Source organism: Propylenella binzhouense (assembly GCF_009866965.1).
Taxonomy (GTDB): Bacteria; Pseudomonadota; Alphaproteobacteria; order Rhizobiales; family Afifellaceae; genus Propylenella; species Propylenella binzhouense.
In genome coordinates this window covers 1-17,803 of sequence record NZ_SPKJ01000083.1, presented here as the reverse complement: position 1 = coordinate 17,803, position 17,803 = coordinate 1, and the positions used below count along the sequence as shown (strand labels likewise).

At 70.5% G+C, this 17,803-nt stretch carries 14 protein-coding genes and 1 tRNA gene; 5 read left to right on the top strand and 10 right to left on the bottom strand.

Annotation, left to right across the window (positions count from 1 at the left end):
- Positions 1-74 precede the first annotated feature (74 nt).
- The 8 genes from E4O86_RS18055 to E4O86_RS18020 all read right to left on the bottom strand — a co-directional run bounded on the left by E4O86_RS18055 (position 75) and on the right by E4O86_RS18020 (position 8,533).
- Entirely contained in the window at positions 75-1,064 is a 990-nt protein-coding gene (locus E4O86_RS18055) for an ABC transporter substrate-binding protein (protein ID WP_161141949.1), read from the bottom strand.
- A gap of 79 nt (positions 1,065-1,143) precedes the next feature.
- Entirely contained in the window at positions 1,144-1,998 is an 855-nt protein-coding gene (gene fdhD / locus E4O86_RS18050; RefSeq protein ID WP_161141948.1) for a formate dehydrogenase accessory sulfurtransferase FdhD, read from the bottom strand.
- Positions 1,995-2,279, bottom strand: a complete 285-nt coding sequence (locus tag E4O86_RS18045; protein WP_161141947.1) for a formate dehydrogenase subunit delta — start codon at positions 2,277-2,279, stop codon at positions 1,995-1,997. The genes fdhD and E4O86_RS18045 overlap by 4 nt, the downstream gene beginning before the upstream one ends.
- Before the next feature lie 4 nt (positions 2,280-2,283).
- Complete coding sequence (gene fdhF / locus E4O86_RS18040; protein WP_161141946.1) at positions 2,284-5,160, bottom strand: formate dehydrogenase subunit alpha; 2,877 nt, start codon at positions 5,158-5,160, stop codon at positions 2,284-2,286.
- Positions 5,161-5,169: 9 nt separating this feature from the next.
- Positions 5,170-6,720, bottom strand: coding sequence for an NADH-ubiquinone oxidoreductase-F iron-sulfur binding region domain-containing protein (locus tag E4O86_RS18035; RefSeq protein ID WP_161141945.1), 1,551 nt, complete (start codon positions 6,718-6,720; stop codon positions 5,170-5,172).
- Positions 6,717-7,181, bottom strand: a complete 465-nt coding sequence (locus tag E4O86_RS18030; protein ID WP_161141944.1) for a formate dehydrogenase subunit gamma — start codon at positions 7,179-7,181, stop codon at positions 6,717-6,719. The genes E4O86_RS18035 and E4O86_RS18030 overlap by 4 nt, the downstream gene beginning before the upstream one ends.
- A gap of 87 nt (positions 7,182-7,268) precedes the next feature.
- The gene (locus E4O86_RS18025; RefSeq protein ID WP_161141943.1) at positions 7,269-8,165 is read right to left on the bottom strand and encodes a LysR family transcriptional regulator; all 897 of its coding nucleotides are present in this window, start codon (positions 8,163-8,165) and stop codon (positions 7,269-7,271) included.
- 294 nt (positions 8,166-8,459) lie between these two features.
- Positions 8,460-8,533: transfer RNA gene (locus E4O86_RS18020), tRNA-Gln, on the bottom strand.
- 361 nt (positions 8,534-8,894) lie between these two features.
- On the opposite strand from E4O86_RS18020, the gene E4O86_RS18015 reads away from it, so the two are divergent.
- Both E4O86_RS18015 and E4O86_RS18010 read left to right on the top strand, forming a co-directional pair.
- The gene (locus tag E4O86_RS18015) at positions 8,895-10,133 is read left to right on the top strand and encodes a Ppx/GppA phosphatase family protein (protein WP_161141942.1); all 1,239 of its coding nucleotides are present in this window, start codon (positions 8,895-8,897) and stop codon (positions 10,131-10,133) included.
- Complete coding sequence (locus E4O86_RS18010; protein WP_161141941.1) at positions 10,130-10,819, top strand: RlmE family RNA methyltransferase; 690 nt, start codon at positions 10,130-10,132, stop codon at positions 10,817-10,819. The genes E4O86_RS18015 and E4O86_RS18010 overlap by 4 nt, the downstream gene beginning before the upstream one ends.
- Positions 10,820-10,864: 45 nt before the next feature.
- Here E4O86_RS18010 and E4O86_RS18005 read toward each other — a convergent pair whose 3' ends face one another.
- Together E4O86_RS18005 and E4O86_RS18000 are read right to left on the bottom strand one after the other, a co-directional pair.
- Positions 10,865-12,133, bottom strand: a complete 1,269-nt coding sequence (locus E4O86_RS18005) for a pilus assembly protein TadG-related protein (RefSeq protein ID WP_161141940.1) — start codon at positions 12,131-12,133, stop codon at positions 10,865-10,867.
- Between the two features lie 189 nt (positions 12,134-12,322).
- On the bottom strand, positions 12,323-13,750 hold the full coding sequence (locus E4O86_RS18000) for a DHA2 family efflux MFS transporter permease subunit (protein ID WP_246206476.1): 1,428 nt from the start codon (positions 13,748-13,750) through the stop codon (positions 12,323-12,325).
- Between the two features lie 278 nt (positions 13,751-14,028).
- Between E4O86_RS18000 and guaB the strand changes: the two genes are divergently transcribed.
- The 3 genes from guaB (at position 14,029) to E4O86_RS17985 (ending at position 17,464) form a co-directional block, all read left to right on the top strand.
- Positions 14,029-15,525 (top strand): IMP dehydrogenase, encoded by a 1,497-nt coding sequence (guaB, locus tag E4O86_RS17995; RefSeq protein ID WP_161141938.1) that lies wholly within the window; start codon positions 14,029-14,031, stop codon positions 15,523-15,525.
- Between the two features lie 80 nt (positions 15,526-15,605).
- A complete protein-coding gene (locus tag E4O86_RS17990) occupies positions 15,606-16,895 on the top strand; it encodes an RsmB/NOP family class I SAM-dependent RNA methyltransferase (RefSeq protein ID WP_161141937.1) in 1,290 nt (429 codons plus the stop codon).
- Between the two features lie 326 nt (positions 16,896-17,221).
- Entirely contained in the window at positions 17,222-17,464 is a 243-nt protein-coding gene (locus tag E4O86_RS17985; RefSeq protein ID WP_161141936.1) for a hypothetical protein, read from the top strand.
- Positions 17,465-17,803 lie beyond the last annotated feature (339 nt).

Sequence of the window (17,803 nt, the reverse complement as noted above, 5' to 3'; positions counted from 1 at the left end):
GCTCGCGCGTGGCGGGCCCGCTCCCCGCCCGGCCTGCGGCCGCGGCGCCGCCCGGCACCGGCCGGGCGGCCGGCTCACACCTTGTGGGTCTCGTGCGTCGCCGGGTGGAAGAGCTCCTCCACCGCCAGGCGGCGCGGCGAGAGCCCCTGCGCGTGGTGCATGTCGAGGAAGGCGTCGAGTGCGTGCCGGTTCGCGGCCATGCCGTAGGACCAGAAGTCCCGCCCCATCAGGTCGCGCGCCGCCTTCAGCTGCTCCTCCACGAAGGGCAGCGTCACCTTGGTCGCGGAGGTGTCGGAAAGCTTGGCGAGCGCCGCGGCCTTGGCGGCGGAGAACGCCTTCAGGACCGCCGCCGGAAGCCAGGGATGTTCGGCCGCGAGCTCCTTGCGGACCCCGACCAGGTGCATGATCGGGAAGATCCTGGTGCGCGCGTAATAGTCCTTCGCGGCGGCGACCGGATCCGGGAACAGCCAGCCGACATGCGGATGCCCGCGATCGTAGCAGGACGGCGCCCGCGGCGTCACGATCGCGTCGATCTCGCCCTCCGCGAGCATGTCGGAGAGGCCCCGGTCGGCCGGCGCGCTCTCGATGCGCAGGTCCGCCGGCAGCGCGAGCGCGACCTTCTCCGGCCGTCCGGGCTCCTCGATGCCGCCGCGGACCCAGGTCACGTCGGCGGGCCGCACGCCGTGATCCGCCAGGATCCCGCGCGCCCAGACGCAGGCGGTGAGCTGGTATTCGGGCGTGCCGATGCGGCGCCCGCGCAGATCGGCCGGGCTCTTTATGCCCCGGTCGGTGCGGATGTAGATCGAGGTGTGCCGGAAGGCGCGGGAGACGAAGGCGGGCACGCCCACATAGGGGCAGGTGCCGTCGGCCACCTTCACGGCGAAGCTGCTGAGCGACAGTTCGCAAATGTCGAACTCGGCGTGCCGGAAGGCGCGGAAGAAGATCTCTTCCGGGCTCAGCATCATGACGACCGGATCGACGCCGTCGATCCCGACGGCGCCGGTCGCGAGCGCTCGGTTTCTGTCGTAGTCGCCGATCGCGACGGAGAGTGTGAGGTCGGTCATCTTCGCTCCCGGGCCGGTTGCAAGGAGGCGACGAGTAAGGCCCCCGCCGCGGGCCGTCCACGTTCTTTTCGGCGGGGCCTCAGGACCGGGCGGCCGGCCCGGCGCGCAGCCGCTCCGGGCGGGTGAAGACCTCGAAGCCGTCGGCGCGGGCGATGGCGACGAGCGTGATGCCGGCGGCCTCCGCGGTCCGCACCGCAAGGCCGGTCGGGGCGGAGATGGCGACGAGCACCTCCGCGCCGAGCACGGCCGCCTTCTGCACCATCTCGACCGAAAGGCGGCTCGTCAGCAGGACCGCTCCGCCTGCCGGCGAAATCGCGTCGCGGGCAAGGGCGCCGGCGAGTTTGTCGAGCGCGTTGTGGCGGCCGACATCCTCGCGCAGCCGCACGATTCCCTCCGCCGGGCGCCAGAAGGCGGCGCCGTGCACGGCGCCGGTCTGGCGGTAGAGCGCCTGCAGGCCGGAAAGGCTCGCGACCGCCTCGCCCAGCGCGGACGCGTCGATCCGCATCCGCCGGGGCACGGGCGGCGGCGACCGCATCGCCTCGGCAAGGCTCTCGATCCCGCAGAGGCCGCAGCCGGTCGGACCGGCGAGATGGCGGCGGCGCGCGGCGACCGCTTCCGCGCGGCCCGTCCGGAGCCTCATCTGCAGGTCGATGCCGTCGGTGGTCGCGAGGACGGCGATGCTCTCGATCTCCTCCGGCTCCTCGACGATCCGCTCCGTCAGGCTGAAGCCGACGGCGAAATCCTCCAGCTCCGCGGGCGTCGCCATCATCACGGCATGCGTGCTGCCGTCATAGCTGAGCGCGACGGCGACCTCCTCGGCGAGGACGCGCGGACCCTCCGTCGTCTCGCCCGAGCGGAAGACGCGCCGGAAGACCTGCCGCGCCGCCGGAGGCGGCGGCGCCTCGGCCGGGTCCGGCCAGGCGGCGGCGCTCATCCGGCGTCGCTCTCCGCCAGGCCCGCTTCGGCCGGGCCTGCCGTCGCCTTGTGGATCGGGCTCCGGCCGCCGCGGAAATGCTCGAGCGCCTCGACGACGCGCGGGGCGAGCCCTTCGCCGCCCGCCTCGGCATGGGCGAGGAGCGCCGCCTTCATGCTGCGGGTCCAGAAGGCATCGATGTGCTCGTGGATGCCCGCGACCGCCTCCGCGTCGCCATAGGGGCGGAAGAATTCGGCGATCTGGTTCGCCATGCGCACGAGCTTCGCGGCGTTCTCGGCCATGTCGTCACTCCGCGGCGTCGAGCACGCCGATCCGGCGCATCGCGACGCTCTCCTCCAGGAAGCGCTCCTGCCAGGGCGCCGGGCCGTTCGTCCGCCGCACCTGGACGGCCGTCACCTTGTATTCGGGGCAGTTCGTCGCCCAGTCCGAATAGTCGGTCGTCACCACGTTCGCGCCGGAGATCGGGTGGTGGAAGGTGGTGTAGACCACGCCGGGCTGGACCCGCTCGGTGATGCTGGCGCGGAGCGCGATCTCGCCCGACCGGCTCTCCACCGAGACGAGGTCGCCGTCGCGCACGCCCCGGTTCTCCGCGTCGAAGGGGTGCATCTCGAGAACGTCCTCGCCGTGCCAGCGTATGTTCTCGGTGCGGCGCGTCTGCGCCCCGACATTGTACTGCGAGAGGATCCGCCCGGTCGTCAGCAGCAGCGGGAAGAGGGGACCCGCCCGCTCCTCGGTCGCCACGAACTCCGTCAGCATGAACCGCCCCTTGCCGCGCACGAAGCGGTCGATATGCATGGTCGGCGTCCCCTCCGGGGCGGCCTCGTTGCACGGCCACTGGATCGAGCCGAGCGCGTCGAGCTTCGCGAAGGAGACCCCGGCGAAGGTCGGGGTCAGCGCGGCGATCTCGTCCATGATCTCGCTCGGATGCGCATAGTCCATCGCGCAGCCGAGCGCCCTTGCGAGCGCGATCGTGACCTCCCAGTCGGCCATGCCGGCCATCGGCGGCATGACCCTGCGCACGCGGCTGATCCGCCGCTCCGCATTGGTGAAGGTGCCGTCCTTCTCGAGGAACGAGGAGCCCGGCAGGAAGACATGGGCGAACTTCGCCGTCTCGTTGAGGAAGATGTCCTGCACGACGACGCATTCCATCGCCGCGAGCCCGGCGGTCACGTGCTGCGTGTCGGGATCGGACTGGGCGATGTCCTCGCCCTGCACGTAGAGCCCCTTGAAGCCGCCGGAGACCGCCTCGTCGAGCATGTTCGGGATCCTGAGCCCCGGCTCCGGGTCGAGCGCGCGGCCCCAGAACGTCTCGAACATCTGCCGCGTGGCGTCGTCGGAGATATGGCGGTAGCCCGGGAACTCGTGCGGGAACGAGCCCATGTCGCACGAGCCCTGCACGTTGTTCTGGCCGCGCAGCGGGTTAACGCCGACGCCCACCCGGCCGATATTGCCGGTCGCCATCGCGAGATTCGCCATGCCCATGACCATGGTCGAGCCCTGGCTGTGCTCGGTCACGCCGAGGCCGTAATAGATCGCGGCATTGCCGCCGGCGGCGTAGAGCCGGGCGGCGGCGCGGACGTCCTCGGCCGGCACGCCGGTGGTCGCCTCCACCGCCTCCGGGGCGTGGCGGTCATCGGCGATGAAGCGCGCCCAGCTCTCGAAGTCGGCGCGCTCGCAGCGCTCCCGCACATAGGCCACGTCGACGAGGCCCTCCGTCACGATCACATGCGCCATCGCGTTGATGATCGCGACATTCGTGCCGGGCCTGAGCTGGAGGTGGTAGTCGGCGCTGATATGCGGGGAGCGGACGAGGTCGGTCCGGCGCGGATCGATCACGATCAGGCGCGCGCCCTGCCGGAGCCGCTTCTTCATGCGCGAGCCGAAGACCGGATGCGCGTCGGTCGGGTTGGCGCCGATCACCATGATGACGTCGGCCGCCTCCACCGAGGCGAAGTCCTGCGTGCCGGCCGAGGTCCCGAGCGTCGCCTTCAGGCCGTAGCCGGTCGGCGAATGGCAGACGCGGGCGCAGGTATCGACGTTGTTGTTGCCGAAGCCGGCGCGCACCAGCTTCTGGACGAGATAGGTCTCCTCGTTGGTGCAACGCGAGGAGGTGATGCCGCCGATCGCGTTCCGCCCGTAGGTCGCCTGCAGGCGCCTGAACTCCGAGGCGGCGTGGGCGATCGCCTCGTCCCAGCTCACCTCGCGCCAGGGATCGGTGATCTTCTCGCGGATCATGGGCTTCGTGATCCGGTCCTTGTGGGTGGCGTAGCCCCAGGCGAAGCGCCCCTTCACGCAGGAATGCCCCTCGTTCGCCTTGCCGTCCCGGTAGGGGACCATGCGGACGACCGTGTTGCCGCGCATCTCGGCCTTGAAGGCGCAGCCGACGCCGCAATAGGCGCAGGTGGTGACGACCGAATGCTCGGGCTGGCCGATCTCGATCACCGACTTCTCCGTCAGCGTCGCCGTCGGGCAGGCCTGCACGCAGGCGCCGCAGGAGACGCATTCGGAGCCGAGGAACGGCTCCATCATGCCCGCAGAGACGCGGCTGTCGAAGCCGCGGCCGGCGATCGTCAGCGCGAAGGTGCCCTGCACCTCCTCGCAGGCCCGCACGCAGCGCGAGCAGACGATGCATTTCGACGGGTCGTAGGTGAAGTAGGGGTTCGACTCGTCCTTCGGCATCCACTTGTCGTTCGGCGCGCCGTCGGCCTTGGCGAAGACGTGGTTCTCGCCCGCATAGCCGTAGCGGACCTCGCGCAGCCCCACCTCGCCGGCCACGTCCTGGAGCTCGCAGTCGCCGTTCGCCGCGCAGGTCAGGCAGTCGAGCGGATGGTCGGAGATGTAGAGCTCCATCACGCCCTTGCGGATGCGGGCGAGCCGCTCCGTCTGGGTGTGGACCACCATGCCCGGCGCGACCGGCGTGGTGCAGGAAGCCGGCGTGCCGTTCCGCCCCTCGATCTCCACGAGGCACATGCGGCAGGAGCCGAAGGCCTCCAGCATGTCGGTCGCGCAGAGCTTCGGGATCTTCGTTCCCGCCTCCGCGGCCGCCCGCATGACGGAGGTGCCCTCCGGCACCGCGACGGCGGTCCCGTCGATGGTGAGCGTGACGAGCCGCTCCGATTTCGATCGCGGCGTGCCGTAATCGGTCTCCTGGACGAGGGGCATGTCCGTCTCCTATTCCGCGGCCTGCAGGCGGTCGCCCGCCCGGCCGAAATCCTCCGGGAAGTGCACGAGGGCGCTCGTCACCGGATAGGGCGTGAAGCCGCCGAGCGCGCAGAGCGAGCCGAACTTCATCGTCTCGCAGAGGTCGGCGACGAGCGCGAGGTTGCGTGCGACGTCATCGCCGGCCTGGATCCGCGCCACCACCTCGGCGCCCCGCGTCGAGCCGATCCGGCAGGGCGTGCACTTGCCGCAGGATTCGATCGCGCAGAACTCGAAGGCGAAGCGGGCCTGCTCGGCCATGTCGACGGTGTCGTCGAAGACGACGATCCCGCCATGGCCGATCAGCCCGTCGCGGGCGGCGAAGGCCTCGTAGTCGAACGGGGTGTCGAAGAGCGCCGGCGGAAAGTAGGCGCCGAGCGGACCGCCGACCTGCACCGCGCGGACCGGCAGCCCGCTCGCGGTGCCGCCGCCGATCTCCTCGACGAGCGCGCCGAGCGTGATGCCGAACGCGGTTTCGAACAGGCCGCCATGGCGGACGTTTCCGGCGAGCTGGACCGGCATCGTGCCCCGCGAGCGCCCCATGCCGTGGTCGCGATAGGCCTCAGCGCCCTCGGCGAGGATGAACGGCACGGCGGCGAGCGAGATGACGTTGTTGACGACGGTCGGCCGGCCGAAGAGGCCCTTGTGGGCGGGGAGCGGCGGCTTGGCGCGGACCAATCCGCGCTTGCCTTCGAGGCTTTCGAGGAGCGCGGTCTCCTCGCCGCAGACATAGGCGCCGGCGCCCATCCTGACCTCGATCTCGAAGCGGCGCCCCGAGCCGAGAATGTCGGCGCCGAGATGGCCGGCCCGGCGCGCCGCCGCGACCGCCGCCTCGAGGGCGACCTGCGCGAGCGGATATTCCGAGCGCAGATAGACGAAGCCCTTCTCCGCGCCGACGGCGAGGCCGGCGATCGTCATGCCCTCGAGGAGGAGGAAGGGATCGCCCTCCATCAGCATGCGGTCGGCGAAGGTGCCGCTGTCGCCCTCGTCGGCGTTGCAGACGACATATTTGCGGTCGGCCGCGGCGAGGCGGACCGTGTCCCACTTGATGCCGGTCGGGAAGCCGGCGCCGCCGCGCCCGCGCAGGCCGGAAAGCTTCACCGCGTCGACGATCGCGGCGGAGTCCATCGCGAGCGCCCGCTCCAGGCCGCGATAGCCGCCATGCGCCCGGTAGTCCTCGAGCGAGCGCGGGTCGACCAGGCCGCAGCGGGCGAAGGTGAGCCGCGTCTGCCGCTTGAGGAAGGGGATCTCCTCCGGCGGGCCGAGCCGCAGCGCGTGCTCCCCGCCGGCAAGCAGCCCCGAGGCGACGAGCGACGGCACGTCGGCGGCCGAGACCGGGCCGTAGGCGATCCGGCCCGCGCCGGTGGCGACCTCGACCATCGGCTCGAGCCAGAACAGGCCGCGCGACCCCGTCCGCACGATCTCGGCATCCGAGCCGATTTCGGCCGCGAGCGCCGCCGCGACCGCGTCCGCCCCGAGCGCGACGGCCGCCGCGTCGCGCGGGATGAAGAGGCGGACGCTCATCGCCCCGCCTCCGCCAGCAGCGCATCGAGCCGGGCGCGGTCGAGCCGGGCGACCGGCCGCCCGTCCACCAGCGCCGCCGGCCCGCTGGCGCAGAGCCCGAGGCAGTAGGCCGCCTCGAGCGTGACCCGGCCGTCGGGCGTGGTCTCGCCGAAATCCACCCCGAGCCGTGCCTGCGCCGCCGCTTCGAGGGCACGCCCGCCGGAGGCCTGGCACGCTTCGGCGCGGCAGAGCTTCAGGACGTGGCGGCCGGGAGGCTCGCGCCGGAGATCATGGTAGAAGGTGAGCACGCCGTGGATCTCGGCGCGCGACAGATTGAGCGCTGCCGCGATCGGGGCGATCGCCGCGTCCGGAACGTGGCCGAGCGCCTCCTGGACCGCGAGGAGGATCGGAAGGGCCGCCCCTTCCGTCTCCCTGTGGGCCGCGATGATGCGCTCCACGGCGACATCCGTTTCGCTCGACATGCTGCATCCTTCGTCGTTTCTTCCGAAAGAGTGCAGTCTGTCCGATCGTCATTCAATAAAGACGTCCCGTGACGCGATAGCAAACTTCTATCGAGGCGCCCGCGATCCGGCGGCCTTCCGCACTTCGGCGACGAGCGCGGCGGTGAGGGGTGTCATCGGGTCGCGGTCCGGGACCACGAGCCCGATCGCGTGGGTGATCTGCGGCTCCACGATCGGGATCGATCGCACGCGGTCGGTGAGCCCGAGCGACTCGGCCAGCCGTTCCGGCATCACGGTCGCCCAGCGGCCGGTGCGGACATGGGAGAAGAGCACCACGACGGAGTTCGATTCGAGCGTCGGCATGGCGCGCGCGCCGGCGGTGGCGAGAAGGTCGTCGATGATCCGCCGGTTCTGCATGTCGGGGGTCAGCAGGCAGAGCGGCACGGTCCCCACCTCCGCCCAGGTCACGCTCGCTTGGTCGCCGAACGGGGCTTCCTCCGAGGTGATGAGGCGGTAGCTTTCCTCGTAGAAGGGGACCGCGGAAACCCGCCCCAGCGGCTCGTTGTCGAGATAGGTGATGCCGGCGTCGATCTCGAGGTTCTCGAGCAGGCCCAGGATCTCGATCGAGGTCCGCGAGATGACGGTGAAGCGCACGTTCGGGTGCTTCTGCCGGTAGGGCGTGGTGATCTCGGCGACCATGGCGAGCGCGGTCGGGATCGCGGCGATCTTCAGGTGCCCGGAGAGGCCGCGCCGGAGCGCGGCGACGTCGAGGCGCATGGCGCGGCTGTCGCCGACGATCCGGCGCGCCCAGAGCAGCACGCGCTCGCCCTCCGGCGTGAACTGCTTGAAGCGCGAGCCGCGCTGGACGAGCAGCACGCCGAGCGTGTCCTCGAGCGACTTGATGCCGGCGGAAAGCGTCGGCTGGGTGACGCCGCAGGCCTCCGCGGCGCGGCCGAAATGCTGCTCCTGCGCGAGCGCGATCAGGAATTCCAGCTTCTCGATCATGGCGCAACCGGGAATGTGCAAGGATCGCCAGGAGCCCCTATAGCGCGCGGGCGGCACGCCGGCCACAGGCGGCGCCCGGAAGCGGCGGGGCGCGGGCGGGGACGCTGGCTCGGGAACCGATGGGCCTCGGGCGACGATGGGCCTCGGGCGACGATGGGCCTCGGGCGACGGGGGGCCTCGGGCGACGGGGGCCTCGACGGAGGAGGGGCGGCGCTTCCCGCCGGCGGCGCGCAGGATGTGCTGCGTGCCCTGGAAGCGGGGCTTCCCGGCTGGCGAGGCGACTGTCCGGAGAGGTGGCTGGGGGACCTGGATTCGAACCAGGACTAACGGAGTCAGAGTCCGTGGGTCTACCGTTAACCTATCCCCCAACGGGACGGCCGTCTTCCGGCGGCGGCGTCTGGCTATCACCGCATCGCCCGCGTGACAAGGCCCAAGGGCCGTTCGCGATCCGGCGCGGCGATGACGCTCATCTGGGGCGGCCGGGCCGGTTTGTCCAGCCTTCCCCGCATCAGCGGCGCGCCGCGGCCGACGCCTCCCATGCCGACGCGGCTTCTCCCACGCGACGGGTCCACTCGTGCCCACGCAACGGGCCCGCCCGGAAATTGATCGAGCGGGCCCGTCGCGGGCAGCCGAGGGGTTTCACAACTCCGCCGCCCCTTGCTATTCTGCCCCGCAACGCAGGCATTCGGGCGCCGCCGGTCGGCGGTCGCCCGGGAAGGCGAATTCGACATGATCAACCTCTCGGACGCCGCGACGGCGTCTGGGTCGGGTGCAGCGAAGGCGGAGTCGGAGCCGGAACGCGGACTGGAACTGACCGAGGACCTGTTCGGGAGGAACGATCCTGCCGAACGCGGCACTGTACCGACCGAAAACAGGGCGGCCCATGATGGCCGCGCGCAGCCTTCTTCGCGGCCGCCCTCCCGCCATGCCGGCCACCGCAAGGGGCACGGCGCGCACGGCCCGCTCTACGCCGCGCTCGATCTCGGCACCAACAATTGCCGTCTCCTCATCGCCGAGCCGCGCAACGAGACCTTCCGCGTCGTCGATTCCTTCTCGCGCATCGTGCGGCTCGGGGAGGGCGTGGCCCAGACCGGCAGGCTCAGCGAGGGCGCCATGAGCCGCGCCTTCGCGGCGCTGCGCATCTGCCGGCAGAAGATCGGCGAGCGCGCGGTCCTTCGCACGCGCCTGATCGCGACCGAAGCCTGCCGGCGCGCCGCGAACGGGCAGGCTTTCCTCGCCGGCGTCCGGGCCGATCTCGGGCTCGACCTCGAGATCATCGACCGCCGCACCGAGGCGAGCCTGGCGGTGGCGGGCTGCTGCGCGCTCCTCGATCCCGGGACGGAGGGCGCCGTCCTGTTCGACATTGGCGGCGGGTCGTCGGAGATCGTCTGGCTCGACTGCCAGCGGGGCCCCCGGCGCAACGGGCTGATGCGGGCCTGGGTCTCGCTGCCGGTCGGCGTGGTGACGCTCGCCGAGCGCTTCGGCGGCGTCGATGTCGACGCGGCGATCTTCGAGGCGATGGTGGGGGCCGTCCGGGCGGAGTTCCACCGGTTCCGCGCCCGCGAGGCGCTCCGCGAGGCGGTGTCGCGCCGCCGGTTCCACTTCCTCGGCACGTCCGGCACCGTCACCACGCTCGCCGGCGTCCATCTCGATCTCCCGCGCTACGACCGGCGCCATGTCGACGGGCTCTGGATGGACGACGCCGATATCGGGCGGATGATGGCGAAGATCACCGCCATGAGCTACGAGCAGCGCGTTTCCAATCCCTGCATCGGCCGCGAGCGGGCGGACCTCGTGCTGGCGGGCTGCGCCATCTTCGAGGCGATCCGGCGCGAATGGCCGTGCGACCGGCTGCGGGTCGCCGATCGCGGGCTGCGCGAGGGCATCCTCGTCCAGATGATGCGGGCGGACGGCTTCCTCAGGGGGCCGCGGCGCCTCCGCCACGAGGGCGCGGGCGCGCTCGCATGAAGAAGGCCGGATCCGGCCATCGCGGGCTGCACGAGCGGGTGAAGACGGCGCGCAAGCGCAAGCCGTCCTCGCAGCGCTGGCTGGAGCGGCAGCTCAACGACCCCTATGTCGCCCGCGCGAAGCAGGAAGGGGAGCGCTCGCGTGCGGCCTACAAGCTGATCGAGATCGACGACCGCTACCATCTCCTGAAGCGCGGCCAGCGCGTCGTCGATCTCGGTGCCGCGCCCGGCGGCTGGTCGGACGTCGCGGCGCGGCGCGTCGGCTCCACCGACGCGGATCCGCGGGTGGTGGCGATCGACTATCTCGACATGGCGCCGCTGCCGGGCGTCGTGGTGCTGAAGAAGGACTTCCTCGATCCCGACGCGCCGGAACAGCTGAAGCGGTCGCTGGGCGGCCGCCAGGCCGACCTCGTGCTCTCCGACATGGCGGCGCCGACGACCGGCCACAAGGCGACGGACCACCTGCGGATCGTCGCCCTCTGCGAGGCGGCGGCGGCCTTCGCGCGCGAGGTGCTCGCCCCCGGCGGCGCGTTCCTCGCCAAGGTGTTCCGCGGCGGCACCGAGGGCACGCTTCTCGCCGACCTGAAGCGGGATTTCGCCACGGTCCGCCACGTCAAGCCGCCGGCGAGCCGCCCGGACAGCCCGGAGCTCTACCTGCTCGCGACCGGCTTCCGCGGCGCGGCCTGAAGCCCGGCCGGCCCGCCGCAAGGCGGGCCGGGTTCCGCCCGGCGGCTACTTCGAGATCCGCAGATCCGAGAGCTGCTCGCCGATCGCCTTGAAGGTGGGGACGAGATCGTTCACGTTCTCGACGTTGAAATAGGTGTCGCCGTTCGAGGCGCACTGGCTGAGCAGGCTCGCATTGCCGTCCTGCAGGCGGACCGTATAGAGCACGATCTTCTGGCCCTTGACCGCCGTGCAGGCGAGCTTGGTGCGCTGGTCGATCTTGCTCGTGTCGCTGGTCCACCGGTTCTGAGTGTTCTCGCCGTCGGTGATGAGGATCAGCACCTTGGTGAGGTCCTTGGTGCCCCACGCCACCCCTTCGGTGAGCGGCGCGTCCGGAGACAGCATGCTCAGGCCCCAGGCGAGGCCGATCGTGATGTTGGTGTTGCCGTCGGCGGCCATGTTGTTGATCTTGGCGCGCACTGCCTCGAGATTTGTATTGAGGGGAACGATTTCCGGAAGCGTGCTGTAGGCGCAGCTCACCGCCGGGTACTTGTAGGCGTCGCCCGACCCCTGCGTGTCGTTCGTGTCGTAGTCCTTGCCGGAGACGTTCGTCGTGTAGGGATTGTCCCCGCGGTCGGCGAGGCAGCCCTGCCAGCTCGACTGCGAGGACAGGTCCTGGTTCTTGCACCTGCCGAAGAGCAGGTCCAGAAAGCTGCAGCTCGGCTTGAACATGATCCAGCTGTTGCTGCTGTAGCTCGTGGGAAGCTTGACCTGAGTGTTGAAGGGGACGATGCCGAGCTTCACGTCGTCCGGGTCGGACGTCCCGACGGCGTCGATGAGCGCGCCCGCCGCCTTCTTGAGCTGCACGAGCTTGTTGTTCTGGTTCATCGAGCCGGTGTCGTCGATGACGAGCGCGATCTCCATCTTGCCCGTGCTCCAGGTGGCTTCGGACGAGGCGGAGATGTCGATGAGGTTGATGCCGAGAACGCCCGAGATGACCGTGTCCAGCTGGCCGGACGCCTCGATGCGGACCGTCCCCTTGTCCCGGGTGACCTTCTCGACCTTGTAATTGTAGTCCTTCTCCGGCGCGATCTTTGCCAGCCGGGTCTCGACCATCTGCCTGATCTCGGCATCCGTCATGTCGTTCGAGCTCTTGGCCGCGGCGAGGGCCACCGAATCGAGCGCCGTCTGCAGCTGCGTGCGGGCATCCGAAGCGCGTGTGTAGTCGACCGCGAATCCCATCAGCCCCATGATGGGGATGACGGTGAAGGCGAAGATCATGGCGACGTTGCCGTCCTCCCTCCGGAGAAAGGCGAGCAGCCTGCGCAGGCTTTCCACGAGTGGTCCCCTGACTGGAATTCGTGACCGGCATCGTCGCAATCAAATGTAAATTTGGTGTTATTGGTTTGTTTACACCTCGTTAGCCACGGCCCGGCGGCCGTCGCGGAATTGCCGGCTTTCTCGTTCGGCGCGAGAGGGTTCGTTTACCTTCCGGAAGGATTCGGAAGCCTGTCCGTCGGCCGGCGGTCAGCCGGGGGCGTCGGCGCCGTCCGCGCCGCCCGAGCGTCTCCGCCCGCCGGCATGGCCGGAAAGCTCCATCCCGACGTCGCCCCCCAGCCGCATGAAGACGAAGGCCGAGAGCGCCGCGACCGCCCCGATGGCGACGAAGGCGGGGCGGAACGAGTCCACATTGATCTCGCCGCCGCCGAGGCGCGAGGCGAATTCCAGCGCCATGGCGCCGATGCTGATCCCGACGCTCAGCGCCACCTGCTGGGCGACGCTCGAGAGGCTCGTCGCATGGCTCATCCGCCCGGGCGGCACGTCGGCGAAGACGAGGGCGTTCGCGCTGGTGAACTGCAGCGACCGGAAGAAGCCGCCGATCAGCAGCAGCGCGATCATCGCCGCGACGGGAGTGGCGGGCGTGAAGACCGCCGGAATGGCGATGAAGAGGGCGGCGACGAACGCGTTCGCGATCAGGATGCGGCGGAAGCCGAAGCGTTTCAGGAGCGGCGGCGCGAAGAACTTCATCGACATCGCGCCGAGCGCGGAGGCGAAGGTGATGAGCCCCGAATGGAAGGCCGTCATGCCGAAGCCGATCTGCATCATGAGCGGCAGCAGAAAGGGCGTGCCGCCCACGCCGACGCGGAAGAGCGAGGCCCCGACAAGGGCGAGGCGGAAGCTCGGCATGCGGAAGAGCGTGAGGTCGAGGATCGGGTCGGGCGCCCTCCGGCTGTGCCGGTAATAGAGGAGGAGCGAGCCGGTCCCGGCGGCAAGCAGCGCGGCCACGACCGGGCCGGGAAAGATTCCGAGGCCGAGCGAGGTCGAGCCGGTCACGAAGCCGGCGATCCCGAGCCCCGCCAGGAAATAGCCGACGAAATCGAAGCGCCGGCCCGCGTCGCCGCGGATCGCGGGAACGTAGAGCGTCGCCAGCACGAGGCCGAGCACGCCGATCGGCACGTTCACGAAGAAGACCCATCGCCAGTGCAGGTAGGTGGTGATGAAGCCGCCGAGCGGGGGCCCGGTCACCGGTCCGATCAGCGCCGGCACGGTGAGCCAGGCCATCGCGCCGACGAAGTCCCGCTTCTCGATGGAGCGCAGGATCACGAGCCGGCCGACCGGCACCATCATGGCGCCGCCCATGCCCTGGACGATCCGTGACATGACGAGGCCGGGGAGCGAGGAGGAGAGGCCGCACAGGATCGAGCCCACCGTGAAGACCAGGATCGCCATCCGGAACACGTGCCGGGCGCCGAACCGGTCGGCCATCCAGCCGCTCGCGGGGATGAAGATGGCGAGCGAGAGCAGGTAGCTCGTCAGCGCGAGCTTCAGGTGGACGGGGCTCGTGCCGAACTCGCGCGCGATCGTCGGGAGCGCCGTGGCGAGGATCGTGGAATCGAGGTTCTCCATGAAGAGCGCACACGCCACGATGAGTGGAAGGAGGATCCGGTCGGGCATGGCTGGCGGCCTGGACGGCGATGGTCGGAGAGAGCCTCGGGGGCAGGTGCTCATACGCCGGTGGAAGGCGCCGCGCAAACGCGCTGCGCGGTCCGTCTCGGCGGCCGCAAACGCCGCGTTGCCGGCGCGTTTCGACGCATGTCCGGGGACGGGATCGGGGCACTTTCCAATTTGCAAGCCGGGAGGGCCGTGTTAATCACCCCCGCCAACCCCGCGCGCCGATTCACAGCGCCGTCCACCCCGGACGGCGGCCGGCCGTTACGACCCCGAGGTGTGGCATGGCCCGGATCATTGATGTCGTCACTGGGCGCGAGGCGCTGACCTTCGACGACGTGCTCCTGCGGCCCGGGCGCTCCGAGGTGCTGCCGGCCGAGACGGAGATCGGCACGCGGCTCACCCGCAGCATCCGGCTCAACATGCCGATCCTCTCCGCGGCGATGGACACGGTCACGGAAGCGCGGCTCGCCATCGCAATGGCGCAGGCCGGCGGCCTCGGCGTCATCCACCGCAACCTCGATCCGGATGCCCAGGCGGAGCAGGTGCGCCAGGTCAAGAAGTTCGAATCCGGCATGGTCGTCAATCCGGTCGTCATCGGACCGGGGGCGACGCTCGCGGACGCCAAGGCGCTGATGCGCCGCTACGACATATCCGGCATCCCCGTCGTGGAGAACGGCGGCACCGGCGGCCAGGTCGCGGGCCGGCTCGTCGGCATCCTCACCAACCGCGACGTGCGCTTCGCCTCCGACCCGGACCAGCCGGTGGCGGAGCTGATGACGCGCAAGGACCTCATCACGGTGCGCGAGAACGTCAGCCAGGACGAGGCGAAGCGGCTCCTGCACCAGTACCGGATCGAGAAGCTGCTCGTCGTCGACGCCGACGACAACTGCATCGGCCTCATCACTGTCAAGGACATCGAGAAGGCGCGGCTCAATCCGAACGCCTGCAAGGACGAGCAGGGCCGGCTGCGGGTCGCCGCGGCCACCACCGTCGGCGAGACCGGGCTCGCCCGCACCGAGCGGCTCCTCGAGGCCGGCTGCGACGTCATCGTGATCGACACCGCCCACGGCCATTCCGAGCACGTGCTGAAGAGCGTCTCGGCGGTGAAGCGGCTCTCAAACGCGGTCCAGGTCGTCGCCGGCAACGTCGCCACCGCCGACGCCACCAAGGCGCTCATCGATTCCGGCGCGGACGCGATCAAGGTCGGCATCGGCCCCGGCTCGATCTGCACGACCCGGATCGTGGCCGGCGTCGGGGTCCCCCAGCTCACCGCGATCATCGAGGCGGTCGAGGCGGCGGGCGACGTGCCCGTCATCGCCGATGGCGGCATCAAATATTCCGGCGACCTTGCCAAGGCGCTCGCCGCCGGCGCCTCGGTCGCCATGGTCGGCTCGCTGCTGGCGGGCACCGAGGAGAGCCCCGGCGACGTCTATCTCTACCAGGGCCGCAGCTATAAGTCCTATCGCGGCATGGGCTCGGTCGGCGCGATGGCGCGCGGCTCCGCGGACCGCTACTTCCAGGCCGAAGTGCGCGATGCGCTGAAGCTCGTGCCCGAGGGTGTGGAGGGCCAGGTCGCCTATAAGGGCCCCGCCGCCGGCGTCCTGCACCAGCTCGCCGGCGGCCTCAGGGCGGCGATGGGCTATGTCGGCGCGCGCAGCCTGGACGAGTTCCGCGCCAGGGCCGAGTTCGTCCGGATTTCGAGCGCCGGGCTGCGCGAGAGCCACGCCCACGACGTCACGATCACGCGCGAGAGCCCGAACTATCCGGGTGCGATATGAGCAGGCCGGCCGTGCTCCGCGCTCCGGTTCCTGCCTGGATCGGGCCGGTCGCTCGGCGTCCCGTCGGGGCCTGATCCGCCATGCGGCTGCCGGGGCGGATTGCCGCTGCGATCGAGGTCCTCGCCGATATCGAGGAGCGGCACCGGCCGGTGGCCGAGGCGCTGCGCGATTGGGGCGTCTCGCATCGCTTCGCCGGCTCGAGCGACCGCGCGGCGATCGGCGACCTCGTCCACGATGCGCTCCGCCGGAAGCTCTCGATCGCCTGGCGGATGGGAGACGACGCGCCGTGGGCGCTCGCGATGGGCACGGTCCTCTGCGTCTGGCGCGAAAGTCCGGCCCTCCTCAACCAGGCGCTCGCCGACGATCCGCATGCGCCGCGCCTGATCCCGGAAGCAGTCGTCGAGCGGCTCGCGACGGCGGACCTGTCCAAGGCCCCGGGCTACGTGCAGGCCGACATCCCGTACTGGATCGTGCCGGATTTCGAGGAAGCCTTCGAGGAGGCGTGGGTGGAGGAGGGGGCGGCGCTCGCCGGCCGCCCGCCGCTCGATCTCCGGGTGAACACGCTCAAGGGCGACCGCGACCGTGTTCTGAAGCAGCTCGCCCGCTTCGGCGCTGAGCCCGCGCCGATCTCCCCGGTGGGCATCCGGATCGCCCCGGGCGGCGTCCGCCGCCGGCTTCCGAACGTCCAGGCCGAGGAAGGCTTTCAGCGCGGCCGCTACGAGGTGCAGGACGAGGGCAGCCAGCTCTGCGCGCTCCTGGCCGGCGCGAGGCCGGGCGAGCAGGTCCTCGATTTCTGCGCCGGTGCCGGCGGGAAGACGCTCGCGCTCGCCGCGGCCATGGAGAACAAGGGCCAGATCTTCGCCTATGACGGCGATCGGCTGCGGCTCGCGCCGATCTATGAGCGCCTGAAGCGGAACGGCGTCCGGAACGTCCAGGTGCGGCCGCCGGAGGAGAACGCGCTTGCCGGCCTCGAGGGCCGGATGGACCGCGTGCTTGTCGATGCGCCGTGTTCCGGTTCCGGGGTCTGGCGCAGGCGCCCCGACGCCAAGTGGCGCCTGACGGCGGAGGCCGTCGTCCGCCGCACGGCCGAGCAGGATGCCGTGCTCGCCGGCGCCGCGCCCTTCGTCCGCCCGGGTGGCCGCCTCGTCTACGCCACCTGCTCGGTGCTCCCGCAGGAGAACGAGGCCCGCGTGACGGCCTTTCTCGACGCGCACCCCGATTTTCGGATCGTGCCTGCCGAGGACGCCTGGCGTGGTGCCTTCGGCGCCCGGCCCGTGCCGCTCGCGACGCGCCACGACTGGTTTCTGTTCTCGCCACGGCGCAGCGGAACGGACGGTTTCTACGCCTGTGTGCTCTGCCGGATGAAGTGACGGCGCCGCCTGCCGGGCCCGCTTGCAGCCTCCTCGAAAGCCCGGATCGCCGGCCGCGCATGCTTGCGCTGGCGCCCTGCTTTGCGGCGTGGTGAAGAGACCCTGAATCGGAAGCCGGGCACCCCGCCTCGGCTTCCGGGAAATAATTCAATCTCTTCTGCAACTTGGCTCAATATCGCCAAGGCCCCGCAACGCTCCTTTAAGGTTGCGGTCAGCTTCCGTTAAGCGCGTCAATTAACGTCACAGTGAACGGATCGGGCCACCATCGGTCCTGTGAACGGCGAGGAAGAACTCGCTGGAGAGAAACGGGAACTTGGGGTCGAACAATGTCTGTTGCAGCCGCCGAGATGGTTGGGTCGGCCGACGATCTCTTCCGTCTTGGAATCAACTTCTCGGTCGGGCGGACCGGCCGGGCCGATCTCGTCGAGGCACACAAGTGGTTCAACCTCGCGGCCCAGCGCGGAAGCCGGAGCGCGATCCTTCACCGGGAGGAGATTGCGAGCGAGCTGAGCGCGGGCGAGATCGCCCGCGCCCTGCGGGCGGCGCGGGAATGGATTGCCACCCATTGATGCCGTCCCGCTTCGGCGGGCCCGCTCAAAGGTGATTTTCTCTTTCAAATTCAGCTAGCTAGCTGAGCCAGCAAAGGTCTCGGACCGGAACCGATTGGCTCCCCGTCGATTGGCTACGCGCCTCCGTCAGCAGGAGGCGATAACCGACAGAACGGGAGATTTCCGATGAGACGCTATTGGCTGGGCGGCATTGCGCTGGCGGCGGCGCTCGCCGTTACGGGCGCGGATGCGCAGACGAGCACGCCTCCCATTCCGCAGGGCGGTCCGCCGGCGGCCGGCGGTGCCGGGCCGGGTGGCGGGGGAGCGCAGCAGCAGGCTCCGGGCGGCGGCGGGCAGGGC

Bases quoted from the DNA above. Each gene is read 5' to 3' on its own strand.
- E4O86_RS18025 (WP_161141943.1), bottom strand. From the start codon at position 8,165: ATGATCGAGAAGCTGGAATTCCTGATCGCGCTCGCGCAGGAGCAGCAT.
- E4O86_RS18010 (WP_161141941.1), top strand. From the start codon at position 10,130: ATGAAGAAGGCCGGATCCGGCCATCGCGGGCTGCACGAGCGGGTGAAG.
- E4O86_RS18000 (WP_246206476.1), bottom strand. From the start codon at position 13,750: ATGCCCGACCGGATCCTCCTTCCACTCATCGTGGCGTGTGCGCTCTTC.
- E4O86_RS17985 (WP_161141936.1), top strand. From the start codon at position 17,222: ATGTCTGTTGCAGCCGCCGAGATGGTTGGGTCGGCCGACGATCTCTTC.
- fdhF (WP_161141946.1), bottom strand. From the start codon at position 5,160: ATGCCCCTCGTCCAGGAGACCGATTACGGCACGCCGCGATCGAAATCG.
- E4O86_RS18055 (WP_161141949.1), bottom strand. From the start codon at position 1,064: ATGACCGACCTCACACTCTCCGTCGCGATCGGCGACTACGACAGAAAC.
- guaB (WP_161141938.1), top strand. From the start codon at position 14,029: ATGGCCCGGATCATTGATGTCGTCACTGGGCGCGAGGCGCTGACCTTC.
- E4O86_RS18015 (WP_161141942.1), top strand. From the start codon at position 8,895: ATGATCAACCTCTCGGACGCCGCGACGGCGTCTGGGTCGGGTGCAGCG.
- E4O86_RS17990 (WP_161141937.1), top strand. From the start codon at position 15,606: ATGCGGCTGCCGGGGCGGATTGCCGCTGCGATCGAGGTCCTCGCCGAT.
- E4O86_RS18035 (WP_161141945.1), bottom strand. From the start codon at position 6,720: ATGAGCGTCCGCCTCTTCATCCCGCGCGACGCGGCGGCCGTCGCGCTC.
- E4O86_RS18045 (WP_161141947.1), bottom strand. From the start codon at position 2,279: ATGGCCGAGAACGCCGCGAAGCTCGTGCGCATGGCGAACCAGATCGCC.
- E4O86_RS18030 (WP_161141944.1), bottom strand. From the start codon at position 7,181: ATGTCGAGCGAAACGGATGTCGCCGTGGAGCGCATCATCGCGGCCCAC.
- fdhD (WP_161141948.1), bottom strand. From the start codon at position 1,998: ATGAGCGCCGCCGCCTGGCCGGACCCGGCCGAGGCGCCGCCGCCTCCG.